The organism is Streptomyces sp. NPDC048001 (assembly GCF_043203115.1).
Lineage (GTDB): Bacteria > Actinomycetota > Actinomycetes > Streptomycetales > Streptomycetaceae > Streptomyces > Streptomyces sanyensis.
Genome location: NZ_JBIDBN010000006.1, coordinates 237,024 through 257,497, shown reverse-complemented (window position 1 = coordinate 257,497; position 20,474 = coordinate 237,024). Strand labels below are relative to the sequence as shown.

18 protein-coding genes and 2 tRNA genes are annotated in these 20,474 nt (G+C 72.5%); 5 read left to right on the top strand and 15 right to left on the bottom strand.

Going from position 1 to position 20,474, the window contains the following annotated elements:
- Window positions 1–55: 55 nt before the first annotated feature.
- From ACGF15_RS13460 to ACGF15_RS13445, 4 genes are all read right to left on the bottom strand, one after another.
- Complete coding sequence (locus tag ACGF15_RS13460; RefSeq protein ID WP_345612136.1) at window positions 56–1,465, bottom strand: class E sortase; 1,410 nt, start codon at window positions 1,463–1,465, stop codon at window positions 56–58.
- Window positions 1,462–2,100 carry an aminodeoxychorismate/anthranilate synthase component II gene (locus tag ACGF15_RS13455; RefSeq protein WP_345612138.1) on the bottom strand — a complete coding sequence of 213 codons (639 nt, stop codon included), beginning with the start codon at window positions 2,098–2,100 and terminating at the stop codon, window positions 1,462–1,464. Before ACGF15_RS13455 ends, ACGF15_RS13460 begins: the two co-directional genes overlap by 4 nt.
- The gene (locus ACGF15_RS13450; RefSeq protein ID WP_256522311.1) at window positions 2,097–2,270 is read right to left on the bottom strand and encodes a hypothetical protein; all 174 of its coding nucleotides are present in this window, start codon (window positions 2,268–2,270) and stop codon (window positions 2,097–2,099) included. The genes ACGF15_RS13455 and ACGF15_RS13450 overlap by 4 nt, the downstream gene beginning before the upstream one ends.
- A gap of 151 nt (window positions 2,271–2,421) precedes the next feature.
- Window positions 2,422–3,189: a DUF881 domain-containing protein gene (locus ACGF15_RS13445; RefSeq protein ID WP_345612141.1), complete on the bottom strand. Its 768-nt coding sequence runs from the start codon at window positions 3,187–3,189 to the stop codon at window positions 2,422–2,424.
- A gap of 140 nt (window positions 3,190–3,329) precedes the next feature.
- On the opposite strand from ACGF15_RS13445, the gene crgA reads away from it, so the two are divergent.
- The gene (crgA, locus tag ACGF15_RS13440; RefSeq protein ID WP_345612143.1) at window positions 3,330–3,587 is read left to right on the top strand and encodes a cell division protein CrgA; all 258 of its coding nucleotides are present in this window, start codon (window positions 3,330–3,332) and stop codon (window positions 3,585–3,587) included.
- A 320-nt stretch (window positions 3,588–3,907) separates the two neighbouring features.
- Here crgA and ACGF15_RS13435 read toward each other — a convergent pair whose 3' ends face one another.
- A complete protein-coding gene (locus ACGF15_RS13435) occupies window positions 3,908–4,810 on the bottom strand; it encodes a rhomboid family intramembrane serine protease (protein ID WP_345612145.1) in 903 nt (300 codons plus the stop codon).
- A gap of 152 nt (window positions 4,811–4,962) precedes the next feature.
- The gene (locus tag ACGF15_RS13430; RefSeq protein WP_345612147.1) at window positions 4,963–5,496 is read right to left on the bottom strand and encodes a peptidylprolyl isomerase; all 534 of its coding nucleotides are present in this window, start codon (window positions 5,494–5,496) and stop codon (window positions 4,963–4,965) included.
- A 323-nt stretch (window positions 5,497–5,819) separates the two neighbouring features.
- Between ACGF15_RS13430 and ACGF15_RS13425 the strand changes: the two genes are divergently transcribed.
- A complete protein-coding gene (locus tag ACGF15_RS13425) occupies window positions 5,820–6,500 on the top strand; it encodes a DUF5324 family protein (RefSeq protein WP_392798640.1) in 681 nt (226 codons plus the stop codon).
- Between the two features lie 61 nt (window positions 6,501–6,561).
- On the opposite strand, the gene ACGF15_RS13420 is transcribed toward ACGF15_RS13425, so the two are convergent.
- Both ACGF15_RS13420 and ACGF15_RS13415 read right to left on the bottom strand, forming a co-directional pair.
- Entirely contained in the window at window positions 6,562–7,227 is a 666-nt protein-coding gene (locus tag ACGF15_RS13420; protein ID WP_362607899.1) for a DUF6344 domain-containing protein, read from the bottom strand.
- A 551-nt stretch (window positions 7,228–7,778) separates the two neighbouring features.
- Window positions 7,779–7,851: transfer RNA gene (locus tag ACGF15_RS13415), tRNA-Ala, on the bottom strand.
- 194 nt (window positions 7,852–8,045) lie between these two features.
- Between ACGF15_RS13415 and ACGF15_RS13410 the strand changes: the two genes are divergently transcribed.
- Together ACGF15_RS13410 and ACGF15_RS13405 are read left to right on the top strand one after the other, a co-directional pair.
- Window positions 8,046–8,594 (top strand): DNA-binding protein, encoded by a 549-nt coding sequence (locus tag ACGF15_RS13410; protein ID WP_345612153.1) that lies wholly within the window; start codon window positions 8,046–8,048, stop codon window positions 8,592–8,594.
- Between the two features lie 57 nt (window positions 8,595–8,651).
- On the top strand, window positions 8,652–10,007 hold the full coding sequence (locus ACGF15_RS13405) for a protein kinase (RefSeq protein WP_392798636.1): 1,356 nt from the start codon (window positions 8,652–8,654) through the stop codon (window positions 10,005–10,007).
- A gap of 167 nt (window positions 10,008–10,174) precedes the next feature.
- Here the strand turns inward: ACGF15_RS13405 and ACGF15_RS13400 are convergent, their stop codons facing one another.
- From ACGF15_RS13400 to ACGF15_RS13390, 3 genes are all read right to left on the bottom strand, one after another.
- Window positions 10,175–11,542, bottom strand: a complete 1,368-nt coding sequence (locus ACGF15_RS13400) for a hypothetical protein (protein WP_392798633.1) — start codon at window positions 11,540–11,542, stop codon at window positions 10,175–10,177.
- A complete protein-coding gene (locus tag ACGF15_RS13395) occupies window positions 11,539–13,602 on the bottom strand; it encodes a VWA domain-containing protein (protein ID WP_392798630.1) in 2,064 nt (687 codons plus the stop codon). The genes ACGF15_RS13400 and ACGF15_RS13395 overlap by 4 nt, the downstream gene beginning before the upstream one ends.
- 169 nt (window positions 13,603–13,771) lie before the next feature.
- Window positions 13,772–13,906: a DLW-39 family protein gene (locus ACGF15_RS13390; protein WP_003958712.1), complete on the bottom strand. Its 135-nt coding sequence runs from the start codon at window positions 13,904–13,906 to the stop codon at window positions 13,772–13,774.
- A gap of 296 nt (window positions 13,907–14,202) precedes the next feature.
- Between ACGF15_RS13390 and ACGF15_RS13385 the strand changes: the two genes are divergently transcribed.
- The gene (locus ACGF15_RS13385; protein ID WP_376426385.1) at window positions 14,203–14,634 is read left to right on the top strand and encodes a hypothetical protein; all 432 of its coding nucleotides are present in this window, start codon (window positions 14,203–14,205) and stop codon (window positions 14,632–14,634) included.
- A 198-nt stretch (window positions 14,635–14,832) separates the two neighbouring features.
- Here ACGF15_RS13385 and ACGF15_RS13380 read toward each other — a convergent pair.
- The 4 genes from ACGF15_RS13380 to gyrB all read right to left on the bottom strand — a co-directional run bounded on the left by ACGF15_RS13380 (window position 14,833) and on the right by gyrB (window position 20,365).
- Window positions 14,833–14,906: transfer RNA gene (locus ACGF15_RS13380), tRNA-Ile, on the bottom strand.
- Window positions 14,907–15,009: 103 nt separating this feature from the next.
- Window positions 15,010–15,567: a DUF3566 domain-containing protein gene (locus tag ACGF15_RS13375; protein WP_345612162.1), complete on the bottom strand. Its 558-nt coding sequence runs from the start codon at window positions 15,565–15,567 to the stop codon at window positions 15,010–15,012.
- A gap of 89 nt (window positions 15,568–15,656) precedes the next feature.
- Entirely contained in the window at window positions 15,657–18,251 is a 2,595-nt protein-coding gene (gene gyrA / locus ACGF15_RS13370) for a DNA gyrase subunit A (RefSeq protein WP_345612164.1), read from the bottom strand.
- Between the two features lie 41 nt (window positions 18,252–18,292).
- Window positions 18,293–20,365 carry a DNA topoisomerase (ATP-hydrolyzing) subunit B gene (gyrB, locus tag ACGF15_RS13365; RefSeq protein ID WP_345612166.1) on the bottom strand — a complete coding sequence of 691 codons (2,073 nt, stop codon included), beginning with the start codon at window positions 20,363–20,365 and terminating at the stop codon, window positions 18,293–18,295.
- Between the last annotated feature and the right edge of the window lie 109 nt (window positions 20,366–20,474).

Below are 20,474 nucleotides of genomic sequence, written 5' to 3'. Positions count from 1 at the left end.
CCTGTCTTGACGTGTGTCGGCGTCCCAGGCGTTCCCGTACGCCGAGGCGCGGCCGTCAGCCGACGAGCGCGTCCGGTTTGCCCTCGCTGCGGGGCCGTTCGTCGACCATCTTGCCCCACACGATCATCCGGAAGGTACTGGTGAACTCGGGGGTACAGGTGGTGAGCGTGATGTAGCGGCCGGGTTCCTCGAATCCCGAGCCTGCGGGGATCGGATCGATCACGGCCACGTTGGACGGCGAGGTCTGCGGCAGGATGCTCGCCATCTCGTAGGTGTAGTAGGTGTCCCGCGTCTCGACCACGATCGGGTCGCCGGGCTTGAGGCGGTTGATGTAGCGGAACGGTTCGCCGTGGGTGTTGCGGTGTCCCGCGACGGCGAAGTTGCCCTCCTCGTCCTGGGGCATCGCCGTCTTCAGCTTTCCCTCGCCGTAGTGGCCGACCAGGCCCCGGTCCAGCACCTTGTTCTTGTCGATGCCCTCCGCGATCGGCACGACCACGTCCAGCTTGGGGATGTACATGATGGCGAAGCCCGTGCCGGGCTCGAAGGCGTCGGGCTGCCGCGGGTCCTCGGCGTTGGCCCAGTCGTCCTGGATCTGGTCGGCCGCCCGGTCGGCCTGCTGGCCCGCCAGGACGTTGGTCCACCACAACTGGTAGGTGACGAACAGCAGCATCACCACGCCGCAGGTGATGAAGAACTCGCCGATCGCACGGCTGGCGATGACAGCGGGGCTGTCCTTGGCCGCCTTGGCGGCGCGGCGGGCCTCCATGCGGGACATCGGCCGCCCCGGCTCCGCACCGGGGCCGGTGGGCTGTTTCGGGGCCGCTGCGGCGCTCCTGCGGCGGTTGCCCCTGCCCTTGGCGGCCCGCCGGCGCTCGGCCCGGCCCGGACCGGGAGGCGCCTCGGGGACCCCGGGTGACGCCACGGTGCGCAGCGCCACGGTCTCGGCGTCGGCCACGGAGGCGGCGGACGCGGAGGCGCGGTCGGCTCCGACCGCGGAGGATGCCGTGCCCGGGGGCCGCTCGTCCCGTACGGGCGGCAGGACGGCCGTCTCCTCGCCCTCCACCGCGGGCCGGGTCCGACCGCCTCGCGCATGGCGGGCCTCCGGCACCTGCGGGCGGTGCGGTGGCGGGGCCGCGGTGGGGGCGTCCCCGCCCCGGGCGGGGGCATCCGGGCCGGGGGATCCGGCTCCGGGAGGCGGAGCAGCGACCGGGGGCGCCGAGCCGTACCAGTCCCGTCCGTAGCCCTCGCGGTCGTACCAGTCGACGGGTTCCTCGGCGGGCCCGCGGACGGCCCGGCCACCGGCCGGGGTGTCCGAGGCGGAGGAGGCGGGCTCCCCGGCCCACGGCGGCCCCGGGACACCGGACGGCAGCGGGCCGGTCAGCGGGTCGGTCAGCGGGTCGTACCCGCCGCCCCCGCCGCGGCCTTCGGGCACCTGGCCGTCGCGCCCGGGACCCCCGGCGCTCACGCGCTCGCCTTGCCCACCACCGGCGCCAGCCCGGCGGAACGCCCGACGGCCCCCTCGTCCCCGCACTGCTCCAGCCAGTTGGCGAGCATCAGGTGCCCGTGCTCCGTGAGCACCGACTCGGGATGGAACTGCACTCCCTCGACGGGCAGATCACGGTGGCGCAGCCCCATGATGATGCCGTCGGCGGTGCGGGCCGTGACCTCCAGTTCGCCCGGCAGGTCGGCCGGTTCGGCGGCCAGCGAGTGGTAGCGGGTGGCCGTGAACGGCGAAGGGAGGCCGGCGAAGACGCCCTTGCCCTCGTGGGTGACGAGGGAGGTCTTGCCGTGCAGCAGTTCGGGGGCGCGGTCGACCACGCCGCCGTAGGCGACGGCCATGGACTGCATCCCCAGGCACACGCCGAACACGGGCACGCCCGCCGCGGCGCAGTGGCGCACCATCTCGATGCACACACCGGCCTGCTCCGGCGCCCCGGGCCCCGGGGAGAGCAGGACGCCGTCGAAGCCGTCCCGGGCGTGCGCGGTGGAGACCTCGTCGTTGCGCACCACCTCGCACTCGGCGCCGAGTTGGTAGAGGTACTGGACCAGGTTGAAGACGAAGCTGTCGTAGTTGTCGACCACCAGGATGCGGGCGCTCACCGGGCGGCTCCTTCCCCGTCGACGGTGACATCGTTGAACGGGAGCAGCGGTTCCGCCCACGGGAAGACGTACTGGAACAGCACGTAGACGACCGCCAGGACCAGCACGAGCGAGATGGCACCCCGCACCCACGCGTTGCCCGGCAGATGACGCCAGATCCAGCCGTACATGCCGTCCCTTTCCGTTTCGTTACGGGAACAGGTTACGGGGCGGGCGCGGGCCTGCGGGCGGGCTGTGGAAAGCCGGTGCGGTCGGCCGTCCGCCCCGGGGGGCCCGGAGCGGCGCCGGGGGCGCCGGCGGGCGGGGCGGCGGAGCGTGCGGCTATCCGGTGGGCTCGGCGTACTGGAGGTCGACGGTGCCCGTGTAGCCGGGCAGGGTGACCTTGCCGTCCTCCTCGACCTTCCAGCCGAGTCCGTAGGCCTTCACGTAGAGCTGGTAGTTCTGGATCGCGGGTGACGCGGTCAGCGCCTTGCGCAGCGCCTCCTGGTCACCGATGGCGGTGACCTTGTAGGGCGGCGAGTAGACGCGGCCCTGGAGGATCAGGGTGTTGCCCACGCAGCGCACGGCGCTGGTGGAGATGAGGCGCTGGTCCATGACGCGGATGCCCTCGGCGCCTCCCTGCCACAGCGCGTTGACCACGGCCTGGAGGTCCTGCTGGTGGATCACCAGGTCGTTGGCCTGCGGCTCGGGGTAGCCGGGGGCCGCGCGGGCGTTCGGCGGGGCGTCGTCGAGGGTCACCGTGACCGCGTCGCCGGTGAGCTCCTCGGTGCCGGCCGCCTTCTCCAGGGCCCTGAGCTCGGCGTCCTGGGACCCGGTCGAGGCGTCGTCGCGTTCGGCGAGCGCCTCCACCTCCGCCCGGACGGCGGCGGTGGACTCCTCCAGGTCCTTGTTGTCCGTGCTGCGCTGCCCGATCAGGTCGCTCAGCTTGAGCATGGACGCATCGGTGCGCAGGTCCGTACCCTTGGCGGTGTTGAAACTGGTCACGAAGATGACGCCCGCCAGGGCGAAGACGGCAGCCGTGAGCAGGCGGACCGGTCGCCAGGTGAAGCGGCTGACCGGCCCTCGGGGAGAGTCGGCGGAATTGCTCAACGTACCCTTATCTCCTTCGGCACCGCGGAAGCACTACGCTAACGGACGCCCGGGGGAGGCCGTGGTCCCCCTCACGCCCGAAGCGGCGCCAGCCACCGTTATCTGCGCGGTCACGCAGCGCATCGACAGGAGAGTCCCTCGTGCCGAAGTCACGTATCCGCAAGAAGGCCGACTTCACGCCGCCGCCCGCCGCCAAGCAGGCAGCGAACATCAAGCTGACGAGCCGCAGCTGGGTCGCGCCGGTCATGCTCGCGCTGTTCCTGATCGGCCTGGTCTGGATCGTCCTCTTCTACGTGACCGAGGGCGAGCTGCCGGTCCAGAGCTTCGGCAACTGGAACATCGTCGCCGGCTTCGGCTTCATCGCCGCGGGCTTCGGCGTCTCCACGCAGTGGAAGTAGCGTCTGCGCGGTCCGGCCCCGGTCGGCCACGGCTGACGGGCGACCGGGCGGCGGCGCTCTGGCGCGCCGAGGCCGCACCGGTTGTCCACACAGTTATCCACAGCCCGGGGAAAAGGTCAGAAGATCTGTGGATAACCAACACCCCGTTGACGCCGATCTGACCGATTCACCCATGCCGGTGAACCATCGTGCCCCTCACCCTGACCGGAAAACTCCAGGTCAGCAGCGAGGGGCACTGGCGTCCCCCACACGGCGCACAAGATCCGCCACCCACTGTGGACAACTGTGGGGAAAGCCGGGAGCGACACCCACGGGACCCCTCAGGTGAGCGCCATCGTCCGGCCCACCACGACCCCGATGGCGACCAGGAACACCAGCGCGCACGTCGCGAACTGCACCGGGACCCGCTTGCGGCCCGACGGCGCGTGCACCATCCCGTACGCGATCGCCGCCCCGGCGACCAGACCGCCGACATGGGCCTCCCAGGCGATCCCCGGCGCCACGAACGTGATCACCAGGTTGATCGCCAGCAGGACGACCACGGGGCGCAGGTCCTGCCGCATCCTCCGCATCAGGACGACGGTCGCCCCGAAGAGCCCGTAGACCGCCCCCGAGGCCCCCAGCGACCCCTGCTGCGGTGCGGCGATCAGATAGGTGAGGGCGCTGCCCGCGAAGCCCGAGACCAGGTAGAGGGCGAGGAAGCGCACCCGGCCGAGCGCCTGCTCCAGCGGGCCGCCCAACCACCACAGCAGCAGCATGTTGAAGAAGATGTGCCAGATCTCCTGGTGCAGGAACACCGAGGTGACCAGGCGGTACCACTCGCCGTCGGCCGCCACGCCCACCACGTCGCGGAGCTGCGGGTCGTAGGCGCCACCGATCAGGGTCAACCGGTGCACCAGCTGGTCGCCGAGGATCAGCGTCAGCAGGAAGACCGCGGCGTTGAGCCCCACGAGCACCTTGGTGACCAGTCTCGGATCCGAGGCCACCGCGCCGCCGGCGAGGGTCCGCGGCATGCTGGCGCCCGGCGCGTGGCCCGTGCCGGAGCCGGTGCGCACGCACTCCGGGCACTGGAAGCCGACCGAGGCGCTGATCATGCACTCCGTGCAGATGGGGCGCTCGCAGCGGGTGCACCGGATGCCCGTCTCCCGCTCCGCGTGCCGATAGCAGCGCGGCAGTTCGTGCGCTCCCTGCGGATTCTGCGGGCCGCCTGGCTCCTGGTCCATGAGGTCCCCGTCCTTCCGGGCTCGCGACTACGCCCTGCCCATCCTTACGGACGGGCGGGCCGGGAGGTTCCCGGGGTCCCGCACAGGGGCCCGCGCCGGGCACCCGCCCCGCTCGTCCCCCCTCGGAACGTCCCCGAGGAGACCCCGTACGGTCAGCGCTCGCGGGTCTCGACGACGACGGTCTCGATCGCGATGTCCTCGATCGGGCGATGGGTGCGGGGATTGGTCGGCGCGGCGGCGATGGCGTCGACGACCTTCCGGGCGGCCTCGGTGCTCACCTCTCCGAAGATGGTGTGCTTGCGCGTCAGCCACGCGGTCGGCGAGACCGTGATGAAGAACTGCGAGCCGTTGGTGCCCGGGCCGGCGTTGGCCATGGCCAGCAGATAGGGACGGTCGAAGGCGAGCTCGGGGTGGAACTCGTCGGCGAACTCGTAGCCGGGGCCGCCCGTGCCGTTGCCCAGCGGGTCACCACCCTGGATCATGAAGCCGCCGATCACCCGGTGGAAGACGGTCCCGTCGTAGAGCGGGTCCCGGGAGGTCGCCCCGGTGGCCGGGTGCACCCACTGGCGCTCTCCGGTCGCGAGCTCCACGAAGTTCTTCACGGTCTTCGGCGCGTGAAACGGCAGGAGCCGGACCTCGATGTCGCCGCGAGTGGTCTTGAGGGTGGCGTAGAGCTGCTCGGCCACGGTGTGCCTTCCGAAAGGTCTGTGTGTCTTCCCCGGCCTGCCGGCCGACTGCCCGATCCTCGCACGGAAGGGGCCGCGGGAATGCCGAGGCGGCCGGTGGGCATGCGAAAGGGACCGGTGGCGCACGCGGCACCGGCTCGGCGGAGATCGGCGGGGCAGCCCTCGGCGACCCGCCCGTCCGTGTCCGGGGTGACCCGGATGCCCGCCCCGCATGCCGAGGCGGCCTGACCCGGGCATGATGTGCCATCGGGTGGAAAGGCGTAACTGTGCCCCATAAGGGGACATGAGCAGGCCCTCAGAACGCCACCGAGGAGGAGGATCCCGTGACCCGCAACGACAGCGTGCGCGCCGCGACCGGTTCGGCGAAGGACAGCGTCCTGCACGCCGCGGAAGTGGTGGCGCCCTACGCCGGCACGGCCAGGGACCATGCCGTTCTCTATGCACGCGAAGCACGCGTCAGGCTCGCGCCCTCGGTCCACAGGGCCGCAGCGCAGGCACGCGCCCAGTACGACGTGTACGTGGCGCCGCGCGTGCCGCCCAAGGTCGACGAGACCGCGCACCGTGCCGCTGTGCAGGCCCGCAAGGCCGCACGTCAGGCGGCGGACTACACGACCCCCCGGGTGGAGTACGCACTGGCCGCGGCGCAGCCCGTCGGCAGGGAGGCGGCAGCCCGCTCGGCCGCCGCACTGGCGGCACTGCGCGGCCAGGTGAGCGCCAAGGACATCCAGAAGCTGGTGCGGAAGCACGAGCGGCGCTCACGCACCGGTCGCGCGGTCAAGGGCCTCGTGGTCGCCGGTGCGGTGGCCGGCGGTCTGATCGCCCTGTGGAAGTGGTGGGACCGGCAGGCCAACCCGGACTGGCTGGTGGAGCCGCCGGCGGCTACCGAGGTCTCCGAGCGAGGTCGCCTGTCGTCCGTGGACGGCAGCGAGCAGGCCGGTCTCGACCCGGAGGTCCGGGCGAAGCAGGACGAGTCGGAGGCAGCGGAAGGCGACGAGGGCCGCTGACGCGGGCCGGGCCGGTTCCCCGCGGACCGAGGCGCCGGGAGAGGCGGACGCTCCCGGCGCCTCATGCTGCGATCACATAGGCGTCGCGGTGGGCGGTGACGGCCTCGGCGCGTGCCGGGTCGGAGCCGGTGGCCCGAGCGGCGGCCGCGTGGCGCTCGGCGACGTGGGCGGCGGTGCGGGGCGCACGGCCCGCGGTGGACCGGGCGAAGAGGGCGCGGGCCGGGCGGACGACCACCGCGGCGGCGCAGAGGCGGCCGAGGGCCGCTGCGGGGCGGGCCAGCCGGGCGGCGGTGCGGGCGCTGAGCAGGGCTCGTCGGCCGCTGAGCGGATGCGCGGACGGCCCGGACGGGCTCCCGGCACCGCACACGGCCGGGACGGGGTGCCCGACGGCCGGGACGGCGGGGTCGGGCAGGGCGAGCTGGCGGGCGGCCGGCGCGGCGCCGTGCGCCTCGGCACGGATGCGCTGCTTCATCGTGGGCGGCAGCGACCGGTCCCGTGCGGTGTGCCGGGCGACGTCGACCCCCCTTCTTCTCTGGGCCGGTACGGTGCTTCGCGGCTTCCGCGTCCGCGGCGCGGCGGAGCGGTCCGCCCGGGGAGCGGCCGGGTTCGGCGCGGCGGCGGAGCCGGCGGTGGACGCGGCGGCGGTGCCGAAGCCCAGTGCGGCGAGCAGTGCGAAGAACGCGGAGACGACCGCGGTCCACAGATTCCTGGCCGTGATGGCAGCCATGACCCCTCACTTTCGGGTTGAGCGCTTTACATACCTTTCTCATGATGTGTACGCATCTCGAGGAGTGTGGGAGCGACGCCACCGCCGCGCAGTTCTTCCGATGAACACCACCCGTCCGGCGCAGCACCCCCGGCCCTGAAAGGGCGCGCACCGGATGCGCACCCCGCAGGGGCGGGGTAGGAGTGCCGCATACGGCCGCCTCGGAGCGGCTGGACGGCCACCGCAGGCCCCGGACGGGCGGACCTGCTGCACGCACCGTCACAAACCGCCGTGCCGGGGTGTCTTGAAGAGTGTGGACATGGAACGAGAACGGCATCGCGGTGGAGGGGCCCGAGGCAGCGGGACCGGCGGCGGTCCACCGGCGCCCGGGCCCGGGCGCCCGACCGGGCGGCGGGCGCCCCGCCCCCGCCCGCCGCCGGAGCGGGCCCGGGGGCCGAAGCGGACGGCGAAGCCGGGCGCCCGGCAGCGGTGCCGTCCCGCGACCTCAGCACGGAGCAGGGGAAGCAAACACCCCTCCGACCATGTCTTCGCAGGTCAAAGGGGCGAGAGAGTGGAGCCTAGGGGAGTCGAACCCCTGACATCTGCCATGCAAAGACAGCGCTCTACCAACTGAGCTAAGGCCCCGCGAACGGACGGACCGCCGCAGGACGGAACGGGCGGACCCGTCACCGTCGCGGACCAGAGTACCGGGTCATCCCCGTGATCCCGCAATAAGGACCGGAGTCCTCTCGGGCCTCCCGGCGGCGGGCCGCGCTCCGTAGGATGCAGGCGGGTTCGCAGCAGCGAAGCCCGGTCGGGGACAGCGATGGGGAGGCGCGATGGACGCGGCACAGCAGGAGACGACGGCAAGAGCCCGGGAGTTGCAGCGCAGCTGGTACGGAGAGCCGCTGGGGGCGCTCTTCCGCCGGCTGATCGACGACCTGGGGCTCAACCAGGCCCGGCTGGCCGGAGTCCTCGGGCTGTCCGCCCCCATGCTCTCGCAGCTGATGAGCGGCCAGCGTGCCAAGATCGGAAACCCGGCGGTGGTCCAGCGCGTCCAGGCCCTCCAGGAGCTCGCGGGCCAGGTCGCGGACGGAAGCGTGAGCGCGGTCGAGGCCACGACCCGCATGGAGGAGATCAAGAAGTCGCAGGGCGGCTCGGTCCTCACCGCCACCAGCCACTCCGGCGGCACCTCGGGAGCCCCCACGGTCAAGCGCGTGGTGCGCGAGATCCAGTCGCTGCTGCGCTCCGTGGCCGCCGCCGGCGACATCATCGACGCGGCCGACTCCCTCGCGGGGACCCATCCGGAACTGGCGGAGTTCCTCCGGGTGTACGGCGCGGGCCGGACGGCCGACGCGGTCGCCCACTACGAGGCGCACCAGAGCTGACGGGCTCCACGACTCGGCACGGGGAACACGAGGCAACGAGGAGCGGGCGCAGCGCACATGGGTGAGGTCTTCGCCGGACGGTACGAGCTGGTGGATCCGATCGGACGCGGTGCCGTCGGGGCGGTCTGGCGCTCCTGGGACCACCGCAGGCGGCGGTACGTGGCCGCCAAGGTGCTCCAGCAGAGCGACGCGCACACCCTGCTGCGCTTCGTCCGCGAGCAGGCCCTGCGCATCGACCACCCGCATGTGCTCGCCCCCGCCAGCTGGGCGGCGGACGACGACAAGGTCCTGTTCACCATGGACCTGGTCGCCGGGGGCTCCCTGGCCCATGTCATCGGCGACTACGGCCCGCTGCCTCCGCGCTTCGTGTGCACCCTGCTCGACCAGCTGCTGTCCGGCCTGGCAGCGGTGCACGCCGAGGGAGTCGTGCACCGGGACATCAAGCCGGCCAACCTGCTGCTGGAGGCCACCGGCACCGGCAGACCGCATCTGCGCGTCTCCGACTTCGGCATCGCGATGCGCAAGGGCGAGCCCCGCCTGACCGAGACCGACTACGTCGTGGGGACGCCCGGGTACTTCGCCCCCGAGCAGATGCTGGGGTCCGAGCCCGACTTCCCCGCCGACCTCTTCGCCGCCGGGCTCGTCGGCCTCTACCTTCTCCAGGGGAGCAAACCCGACGCCCGGGCCCTGATCGAGTACTTCGCCCGGCACGGGACCCCGGGGGCCCCGAACGGCGTTGCCGAGCCTCTGTGGCAGGTGCTCGCCGGTCTGCTCCAACCGGATCCGCAGGCACGGTTCCGCACCGCGACGGGTGCGCGCAAGGCCCTGGCCGCGGCCGTGGAGCTGCTGCCGGAAGCGGCACCCGACGAGGAACCGGTGGAGATCTTCGACCAGATCGGACCGCTGCCTTCCGGTTTCGGTCCGTCCGGCCCCGCGACGGCCGCCTCCGGCACGCGGTCCGGCGCCGCCCCGGCCTCGGAGACCGGCAGCTTCCACCTCGCTCCTCCGCCTCGGCCCTCGGCACAACGGCACCCCGCACCCACGGGCGCCCCGGCCACCGGCAGCACTCCCCCGGGGCAGGGACTGCCGCGGCCCGAGCAGGTGCCGACCGGACCGCCGGCAGCAGCCGTGCCACCCGCCCCGGCCCCGTCTGCCCCGCCTGCCCCGCTGTTCACCGCGCACCCGGCCCCCGCGCCCCACGACCCCTCGGCACCGACCCGGGCCTACACGGAGCACGGTGCGCCGCCGCCCCGGCCGGGGGCGGCGGCGGCCCAGGGTGCCTTCACCGCGGGCCCGGTGCCCGCTCCGGTGCCCCCCCGCCGGCCGGGACCTCCCACGAGGGTCGCCGTGCCCGTCCTCGTCGTGGCGCTGCTCTGCTTCGCCGTCGGGATCTGGGCCCTGACCCGCATCTGACCCGTGCTCACCGGGCCTGCGGCGTCGGGGCGGTGGCCGGTCGGCCGCGACGGCGGCGCGGGGTCCGCAGCGCGTCCGGAGCGCCCTGCCCTCCCGTTCAGGAGGCGGGCGGCGGCCCGTACCCGCCCTGCCCGTGCACCGGCGCCCCGTACCGGCCCGGGTACCCGTCATCCGGACCCGGACCCGGACCGGGACCGGGACCGGGCACCGGCAGTGCCCCCGCTGCCCGGGCAGGGGGGGCCGGCCGCCCCCGTGCCACGGGCCGCGCGCCGCCGCGCTGCCAGGGTCCACACCCCGAGCCCGAGCACCAGCAGGGTCCCGGTGCCCAGGGCCACGGCGGCGACCACGGCCATGGCACCACCGCTCTCCTGCGCGGCGTTGCGGCCGGAGTCCGCGGCGGACCGGTCCTCGGAGGTGACCTGGAAGTCACCCGCCGCTCCCTCGTACCCCGGGCCCGCCCCCGCCTCGCCGGTGACGTCGACCCGCAGGGTGAGCGGCAGGGGCCCGTCGCCGAAGGACCCGGCCGTCTCCGGGCTGAGCGTCACCGACAGGTAGTACCAGCCGGCGAAGCGCATGGCGCCCACGCTGCTGTCGGAGTCGTGGCGGTTCTCGTGGGCGACCGGCGGCAGCGGGTCGATCGACAGGCTCTTCTGCTTGCCGTCGTACCTCACGGCGGACTCCCGGTCCACCAGGCCGCGGGCCGGGTTGTACAGGGAGACCGCGAGCGCGTTGCCGACACCGTCCCCCTCCGCGGTGCTGCTGCCGAGGTCGGCGCTGACGAAGAGCTGCTGCCCCCAGTCGACGGGGACCCGGTAGAACAGCGTCTCGCCCGGTGCGATCTCGTCCTGCCATTCCCCCTGGTCGAGCCCGGTGGCGTCATGGAACCCGTGGCCGCCCGCGCGCGCCGTCGGTCCGCCGGCCGGGGCCGCCGGGGAGGCAGAGGGCCACTCCTCGGGAGCCTCGGTGGGCACCGGGGTCGCGGGCCTCGGCTCGGTGACGAGACGGATCTCCACCTGCCACGGGCCGGGCGAGGAGTCCTGCTCGCCGCTCCGCTCCAGCAGCACGTAGTAGGGCCCGGCCTCCTGGCAGGTGCTCCGTCCCCCGGTGATCCGCCGCTCGGCGTAGTCGGCGATCGGACGGGCGTAGTCCGCCGACCCGAAGCGCGCCGTGCCGCTGTCGCACGAGCGCCCGGAGCGGTCCTCGATCGTCACCGAGAGTCCGTCACCGTAGGCGACCGTGCTGCCCGGCTCCGGGACGGCCACCGCGGAGAGGTAGGCGTCCACCCGGTCGTCGAGGTCGATCCGGTAGTAGCGCCTGCCCTCCGGCCCGATGCTGTCCCGGTAGGTCGAACCGGCCTCCAGCACAGGGCCCTTGGTGTTCACGGAGGCGCCGGACACACGGTGCGCCCCCGTGTCGAAGGTGTACGCACCCGGTCCGGGCCCCTCCGCGGCCCCGGCCGGGGCGGGCGGTGCCGCGAACGCGTACACCGCGACGGCTCCGGCCAGCGCGCCCCGGGCTGCGCTGCGCTTCTTCACGCACGCCTCCTTGCGTCCGAGGGGTCCGCCACCGTGGCGGCCCCGTCTCCGGCGGCCTCCGCCGCCCCCACGGCCCCGCGCACGGCGGGCGCCCGTTCCCCCGCCGCCCAGCGCCTGCGCACCAGGAGCACCGCGGCCGCTCCGGCGGCGCCGGCGAGTGCCATGCCGGACCATCCTGCCCCGGAGCCTTGGGCGCTGTCCGCGCGAGAGGGTGCTGCACGCCCCCGGTCCGCCGGGGCACCCGTTCCGTCTGCCGCACGGTCGGCCGGTCCACCGCCGTCCGACGCGGGTGTCCAGGGCTCCGCCGCGTCCCGCCGCTCACCGAGGACCGACAGCCTGAGCACCACGCCCACCCGCGGGTCGTCGGCGATCTCGGCGGCCCCGGCGCCGAGGGTCACCGCGATGTAGAAGCCCCCACTGGTGTGCACGGGGCCGACGTGCTCGCCGCTCCCGTAGCGGTTGGACCAGGCCACGGGCACCGTCGCCATGTCCAGCGACGCCGGCCGCCCGGCGTAGGCGGTGCGCCGGGCGCGGCCGTCCGCCTCGCCGACCGGGACCCGGGTCGGCGTGTACACCCGCGTGGCACCGTACGAGCCCTTCCCGGACCAGCCCTCGGCCACCGGCTCCCCGGTGAACTCCACCGAGTACCGGAGCCGTTGGCCCCAGCCGACGGCCACGCGGTACCAGACGGTCTGGGAGGGGAGCAGGCCGTCCCGCCAGACCCCCGGCCCGATCTCCCGTGCGTCGTTGAAGCCGCTGCCCCCGCGGACCTCCACCGGTTCGCCGTGCGGGAGTTCGGCCGGAGCGGTGAGCGCGGCCTGCCTACGGTCCTCACCGTCCTCGGCGGGTGCCGTGGACGCCGTGTCCTCGCCCGGCGGCTCCTCCAGGGTGTAGGCGAGTTCCAGCGGCCAGGGGGCGGTCCCCGGCCCCTCCTCGCCCGTCCGCTCCACCACCAGCAGGTAGCGGCCCGCATCGTCGCACCGCCCGGCTCCCCGGCGGCTCGGCACACGCGCCACCGCGGAGGTCAGCGGTACGGCACCCTCCGCCTGGGCGAAGGACTCCTCGCCCGTCGCGCAGGCGCTCCCCTCGCCTCCCTCCGCGCCGCGTGCGGCCCCGTCCCTGAGCAGCCGTGCACGCAGTCCGGCGCCGGGGTCGGCCGCGGCACCGGGATGGGGCACCGCAGTCGCCGAGAGGGTCGCCGTGGACACGCCGTCCAGCCGGAGGGCGTAGTGGCGCTGCTCGCCCGGCCCGAGGGAGTCGAGGTACTGCCCCGGTACGAGCCCCGGGGCCGTGTCGCCGGAGGCGGTACCGGTCACCGGGGTACCGCGCAGGCGGTAGGAGTCCGCGGCGAGTTGCGCGCTGCGCTGCAGCTCCCGGGAGAGCGCCCCGGCGTCCGGGGCGTCGCGGTAGCGCCCGGCCCCCGCCGCGGCGACGCACTCCAGTTCGGCACGGGCGGCGCCGTCCACCTGGAAGCCGATGGTGTCGATGCGCACCCCCGGGGTGCCCCGGGCCACCTTGCGGGCCGCCTCGCAGGGCGGCAGCCCGCAGCCGTCGCGCCCGTCCGAGACCAGCACGATCGTGCGGGTGCCGGACGCGCGGCCGACGGCCGCGGGCAGGTCCTGCGCCGCCCGCTCCAACGCCGTCCCGACCGCGCTGTCCCCGCGGGGCTCGAGGGACCGCAGGGCATGTGTCAGCCCGGCCTTGCCGAGAGGGTGCACGGGGACCAGCTCCCGGGTGCCCGTGCAGCCCCCGGCCCGTTCGGCGCCGTGGACCCGCAGGCCGGTGGGATGGCCTGCGGGAAGGGTGCCGACCGCGGTCCCGACGGCCTGCCGGGCCGACTCCAGGCGGCTGCGGCCGGTGCCGTCGTCCCCGGCCATCGAGGCGGAGCTGTCGAGGACGAGCACCAGTGCGCCCCGGTCACCGGCGGACGGTCCGCCGCGTCGCGGCTCCTCCCGCGCGGTGCCCGCGCTCCCCTCCGCCGCGGCCTGGGGGCCCGCCGCTGCGAGGAGCAGAGCGGCCCCGACCGCGACCGCGGCTCGTCGGCACTGCCGTACTCCCACGACGTCCCCCTCCGCCGTTACTTTGCTCTCGCAATTCAACAGGTTGCGATGGTGAACTCACGAGGATCGTGTCCTCGCCGGGGCAGGGCCGGGGAAGCGTTCGATCCCCGGGTGCACGGAACCCCGGCCGCATCCTGCGGCCGGGGTTCTCGTCTCAGCGTTCTGTGTCTCACACACCCGAACCTGCGGGCACGGAGTCGGTCGCCTCCGTCCACAGGTCCTGCTCGGCGCGATCCGCCTGGATCTGGCGGTACACGAGGAGCCCGCCGATGGCGGCCAGTGCGACCAGGAGGAGCTTCTTCACCGCGCGACCTCGTCTTTCCTTGACGTATGAGGGCTTCTGGCGCCCGACTATACACACCGGCCGATACCGATCGGTTACCTGCGTACGGACTCCGGACGCAGGCCCTCGCACCCGCTCACGGGCCCGCGCGGCGGAGCCGATCCTTCCGGCGGGCCGCCCCGCGGAGCGGCCCGCCGGGGCCGGCCGCCGGAGAGCCGGGGTGCCGTCCCCCCGCCCCCGTGCCACGCTGAAGGCGGACCGCACCGGCCCGGGGGGTTCGCCCGCACGGCAGCACCCCGACACCCGAGGAGGCCGACATGGCCACTGACACCCGTCCCGGATCAGCCCCTGCGCAACCGGCCGCCTCGCACGGCCACACCTCCGGCGCGACGGTCCTCGCCGCCTCGCTGATGCTCTTCGGTGGTGTGATGGCGATCTTCGAGGGCATCTCGGCCATCGCCGAGGACGACCTGTTCGTCGTGACACGCAACTACGTCTTCGAGTTCAGCCTGACGGGCTGGGGATGGGTACATCTCATCCTGGGATTCGTCCTTGTCCTCGCCGGGATCGCCGTACTCGGCAGCGGAGCGCTGTGGGCCCGGTTCTTCGGCGTGTTCGTGGCGAGCCTGGGCGCGATCGCCAACTTCCTGTGGATCCCGTACTACCCGCTGTGGGCCCTGGTCCTGGTGGCCGTCAACATCTTCATCGTCTGGGCGCTGTGCACGGGGATGCACCGCGAGGCGGAATGACGGGCGGGCAGGGAGGCCCGGAACCCGTCCGGGCGACGGCTCGGCGGAACCCCGCCGGGACGCCCCGCGCCTGACGGCCCGTGCACGGCCGCACCCGCCAGGGGCCGTCCGGCGCGGGACGGGTGCACCCGGCACGGCGACCGGGAACGGCACGAACGAGGGCCCCCGACCTGTTCGGTCGGGGGCCCTCGTCTGATGTGGGGCTAACAGGATTTGAACCTGTGGCCTCATCCTTATCAGGGATGCGCTCTAACCAACTGAGCTATAGCCCCTCCGCGCTGCGCGCTGACCTCTGAAGATTAGCGCACCTGACGCGCAGCGCCAAAATCGGTTCCCGCGGGGCCGGCCCGGAGCCGCGCCGCGGCGGACCAGCGGCTACTCGTCCTCGGCCAGCGTGAGCTCCACACCGCCCACGAAGCCGGCCGAGAGGTTGTAGATGAAGGCGCCGAGGGTCGCCAGCGCCGTGGCGAGCACCACGTCGATCACGGCGATGACCGAGGTGAAGATCAGGACACGGGGCAGCGACAGGAACGACTGCAGGTCGAAGCCGTTGCTCTCGTTGGACCCGGTGGCCTCGCTGATCGTGCCGCCGACCGTGGAGAAGACCCCCATCGCGTCCATGACCATCCAGAGCACCGCGGCCGCGACCACGGTGCAGATGCCGAGGGCGATCGACAGCAGGAAGCTGACCTTCATCACCGACCAGGGGTCGGCCTTCGCCACCCGCAGCCGTGCCTTGCGGGTCCGCGGCGTGGTGCGGGCCCCGGTGCGCGGAAGGCGCACCGCCGGGGCGGCCTGCTGGCCCGTCCGGGCCTGGCCGCCCTCGGTTCCGCCGGGTGCCTGGTAGGCCTGCGGCGGGTGGTACGGCTCACGCTCGGGCTGCTCGTCGCCGTACGTCTCGTAGGGGGACTGCTGTCCCCGGGTGTCCGTCACTGTTGTGGCCCCCTGGGAGTCCGCGGCAGGGCCACGGGCACCGTTCGCTCCGGAAGCGGACGCTCCGGCACCCGTGGCTCCACTCACGCTTACTCCTCGTGCTCCCCTGCCGAGGACGGAGTGCCCTCGGCTGCCGACTCGGCCGCCTCATCGCCGGCCGCTTCCGTCCCGTCGACCTCTTCGGCCTCGCGACCTGCCTCGGCGTTGCGGGCGATGCCCACGACGGCATCGCGCTTGCCGAGATTGATCAGTTGGACGCCCATGGTGTCACGGCCCGTCTCCCTGACTTCGTTGACTCGCGTACGAATCACACCGCCACCGAGGGTGATGGCGAGGATCTCGTCGCTCTCCTCGACCACCAGCGCGCCCACGAGCGACCCCCGGTCCTCCACGATCTTCGCGGCCTTGATGCCGAGACCGCCGCGACCCTGGACGCGGTACTCGTCGACGGGGGTCCGCTTGGCGTACCCGCCGTCGGTTGCGGTGAAGACGAACGTACCGGTCCGGACGACATTCATCGAGAGCAGTTCGTCACCCTCGCGGAAACTCATGCCCTTCACGCCGGAGGTCGCACGGCCCATCGGGCGCAGCGCCTCGTCCGTCGCGGTGAAGCGGATGGACTGGGCCTTCTTGCTGATCAGCAGCAGGTCGTCCTCGGCGGACACCAGCTCCGCTCCGATCAGTTCGTCGTCGCCGCCGGCCTCGGTCTCCCGGAGGTTGATCGCGATCACACCGCCCGAGCGGGGGGAGTCGTAGTCCTTCAGCGGTGTCTTCTTCACCAGCCCGGCCTTGGTGGCGAGCACCAGGTAGGGCGCGGCCTCGTAGTCGCGGATCGCGAGGATCTGCGCGATCTGCTCGTCCGGCTGGAAGGCGAGGAGGTTGGCGACGTGCTGGCCGCGGGCGTCCCGGCCGGCGTCCGGCAGCTCGTACGCCTTCGCGCGGTAGACCCGCCCCTTGTTGGTGAAGAACAGCAGCCAGTGGTGGGTGGTGGAGACGAAGAAGTGGTCGACGATGTCGTCTTCCTTCAGCTTCGTGCCGCGCACGCCCTTGCCGCCGCGCTTCTGGGACCGGTAGTCGTCGGTCTTGGTGCGCTTGACATAGCCGCCGCGCGTGATCGTGACGACGATGTCCTCCTCGGCGATCAGGTCCTCGATGGACATGTCGCCGTCGAAGGGGACCAGCTTGGAGCGGCGGTCGTCGCCGAACTTCTCCACCACCGCGGCGAGCTCCTCGCTGATGATGGCGCGCTGCTTCTCGGGGGAGGCCAGGATGCGGTTGTACTCGTCGATCTTCGCCTGGAGCTCGTCGTGCTCCTGGACGATCTTCTGGCGCTCCAGGGCCGCGAGCCGCCGCAGCTGCATCTCCAGGATGGCGTTGGCCTGGATCTCGTCGATCTCCAGCAGGCCCATCAGGCCCTCGCGGGCCACCTCGACCGTGTCGCTGCGCCGGATCAGGGCGATGACCTCGTCGATGGCGTCGAGGGCCTTGAGCAGGCCGCGCAGGATGTGCGCCCGCTCCTCGGCCTTGCGCAGCCGGAACCGGGTGCGGCGGACGACGACCTCGACCTGGTGCGTCACCCAGTGGCGGATGAACGCGTCCAGCGAGAGGGTGCGCGGCACACCGTCGACCAGGGCCAGCATGTTGGCACCGAAGTTGGTCTGGAGGTCGGTGTGCTTGTAGAGGTTGTTGAGCACCACCTTGGCGACGGCGTCGCGCTTGAGCACGATCACCAGCCGCTGGCCGGTGCGGGAGGAGGTCTCGTCGCGGACGTCGGCGATCCCGCCGATCCTGCCGTCCTTCACCAGGTCGGCGATCTTCTGCGCGAGATTGTCCGGGTTGACCTGGTACGGGAGCTCGGTGACCACCAGGCACTGGCGGTTCTGGACCTCCTCGACCTCCACGACCGCGCGCATCGTGATGGAGCCGCGCCCCGTGCGGTACGCCTCCTCGATGCCCTTGCGGCCGACCACCAGGGCACCCGTGGGGAAGTCCGGGCCCTTGATGCGCTCGACCAGTGCGTCGAGCAGCTCCTCGTGCGTGGCCTCCGGGTGCTCCAGCGCCCACTGGGCACCGGCCGCGACCTCGCGGAGGTTGTGCGGCGGGATGTTGGTGGCCATGCCGACCGCGATACCGGCGGAGCCGTTGACCAGGAGGTTGGGGAAGCGCGACGGCAGGACCGTCGGCTCCTGGTTGCGCCCGTCGTAGTTGTCCTGGAAGTCGACGGTCTCCTCGTCGATGTCCCGGAGCATCTCCATGGACAGCGGCGCCATCTTGCACTCGGTGTAGCGCATGGCGGCGGCCGGGTCGTTGCCCGGGGAGCCGAAGTTGCCGTTGGAGTCCACCAGCGGCATCCGCATCGACCACGGCTGGGCGAGGCGCACCAGGGCGTCGTAGATGGAGGAGTCGCCGTGCGGGTGGTAGGTGCCCATCACGTCGCCGACGACGCGGGCGCACTTGTAGAAGCCCTTCTCGGGGCGGTACCCGCCGTCGTACATCGCGTACAGCACCCGGCGGTGGACGGGCTTGAGGCCGTCCCGTACGTCGGGCAGCGCACGCGAGACGATGACGGACATCGCGTAGTCGAGGTACGAGCGCTGCATCTCGGTCTCGAGACCGACCGGTTCGATCCGCAGCTGCGGGCCCTCGTCCTCGGTGGCGGTCACGGGAGTGTTCTCGTCGGCCATTGCTGGTCTTCAGTCCTTTCGTGCGGTCAGCTGAGACCGACTCAGATGTCGAGGAAGCGGACGTCCTTGGCGTTGCGCTGGATGAACGAGCGCCGTGCCTCGACGTCCTCGCCCATCAGCACCGAGAACAGGTCGTCGGCCTGTGCGGCGTCGTCCAGCGTGACCTGGCCGAGCACGCGGTGCTCGACGTCCATGGTGGTGACGCGCAGCTCCTCGGCGTTCATCTCGCCCAGGCCCTTGAAGCGCTGGATCGAGTCCTCCCTGATGCGCTTGCCGGCCTGCTTGCCCATCTCGACCAGGGCGTCGCGCTCGCGGTCGGAGTAGGCGTACTCGAAGTCGTCCCGGCCCCACTTGATCTTGTACAGCGGCGGGCGGGAGAGGAAGACGTGCCCGGCCTCGACCAGCGGACGCATGAAACGGAAGAGGAAGGTCAGCAGCAGGGTGTTGATGTGCTGGCCGTCGACGTCGGCGTCCGCCATCAGGATGATCTTGTGATAGCGGAGCTTCTCGATGTCGAAGTCCTCGTGCACACCCGTGCCGAAGGCGGAGATCAGCGCCTGGACCTCGGTGTTCTGGAGGATCTTGTCGATCCGGGCCTTCTCGACGTTCAGGATCTTGCCGCGGATCGGCAGGATGGCCTGGTACATCGGGTTCCGGCCGGACTTGGCCGAGCCGCCGGCGGAGTCGCCCTCGACGATGAAGATCTCGCACTTCGTCGGGTCGTTGGACTGGCAGTCGCTCAGCTTGCCGGGCAGCGAGGCCGACTCCAGCAGGCCCTTGCGCCGGGTGAGGTCGCGGGCCTTGCGGGCGGCCACACGGGCCGTGGCCGCCTGGATGGCCTTGCGGACGATGTCCGCGGCCTCGTTCGGGTTGCGGTCGAACCAGTCGGTGAGGTGCTCGTGGACGACCTTCTGGACGAAGGTCTTCGCCTCGGTGTTGCCGAGCTTGGTCTTCGTCTGGCCCTCGAACTGCGGCTCGCCGAGCTTGACCGAGATGATGGCCGTCAGGCCCTCGCGGATGTCCTCGCCCGTGAGGTTGTCGTCCTTCTCCCGGAGCAGCTTCCGGTCCCGGGCGTACCGGTTGACCAGGCCCGTCAGGGCCGCACGGAAGCCCTCCTCGTGGGTGCCGCCCTCGTGGGTGTGGATCGTGTTCGCGAAGGAGTACACACCCTCGCTGTACTGCGAGTTCCACTGCATGGCGATCTCGACCGAGAGCATCCGCTCCCTGTCCTCGGAGTCCACGTCGATCACGGTCGGGTGGATCAGCTCGCCCTTGCGGGAGTTGAGGTACTTCACGAAGTCGACGATGCCGCCCTCGTAGAAGTAGGTCACCGACCGCGCCGGCTGCACCTCGGCCGTCTCGGCGGCGTCGGGGTCGTCGGCGTTCATCGTCGCCCGCGCCGACTCGCGCTCGTCCGTCAGGGTCAGGGTCAGGCCCTTGTTGAGGAAGGCCATCTCCTGGAAGCGGCGCGAGAGCGTCTCGAAGGAGTAGTCGGTGGTCTCGAAGACATCCGGGTCGGCCCAGAAGGTCACCGTGGTGCCGGAGTCCTCGACCTGCTCGTGCTGGGCCAGCGGCGCGGTGGGCACACCGAGCTTGTAGTCCTGCGTCCAGCGGTAGCCGTCGCGCTTGATCTCGACGGAGACCCTGGAGGAGAGCGCGTTCACCACGGACACGCCCACACCGTGCAGACCGCCGGAGACGGCGTAGCCGCCGCCGCCGAACTTTCCGCCCGCGTGCAGCACCGTCAGCACCACCTCGACGGCGGGCTTCTTCTCCACCGGGTGGATGTCCACCGGGATGCCGCGGCCGTTGTCGACGACGCGCACACCGCCGTCGGCCAGGATCGTGACGTCGATCGTGTCCGCGTGGCCGGCGAGGGCCTCGTCGACCGAGTTGTCGACGACCTCGTAGACCAGGTGGTGCAGTCCCCGCTCACCGGTCGAGCCGATGTACATGCCGGGGCGCTTGCGGACCGCGTCCAGACCCTCGAGGACGGTGATCGCGCTGGCGTCGTACGAGGCGGTGACCTCGCTGCTCCTACCGGCGGCAGTGGACGGGGTGTTCTCGTTGGGGTTGCCGGAATCGGCCACGAAGCGCCCTTTCTGGCACAGCACGAGCCGTTCTCCGACGGGCGGGAGCGGCTGCGTCTTTCGGCATCTGATCGACGTGTCCCGCGAGATTCGCGGGATTGTGCACCAGTCTACCGGTACCGGCGACCCGAAT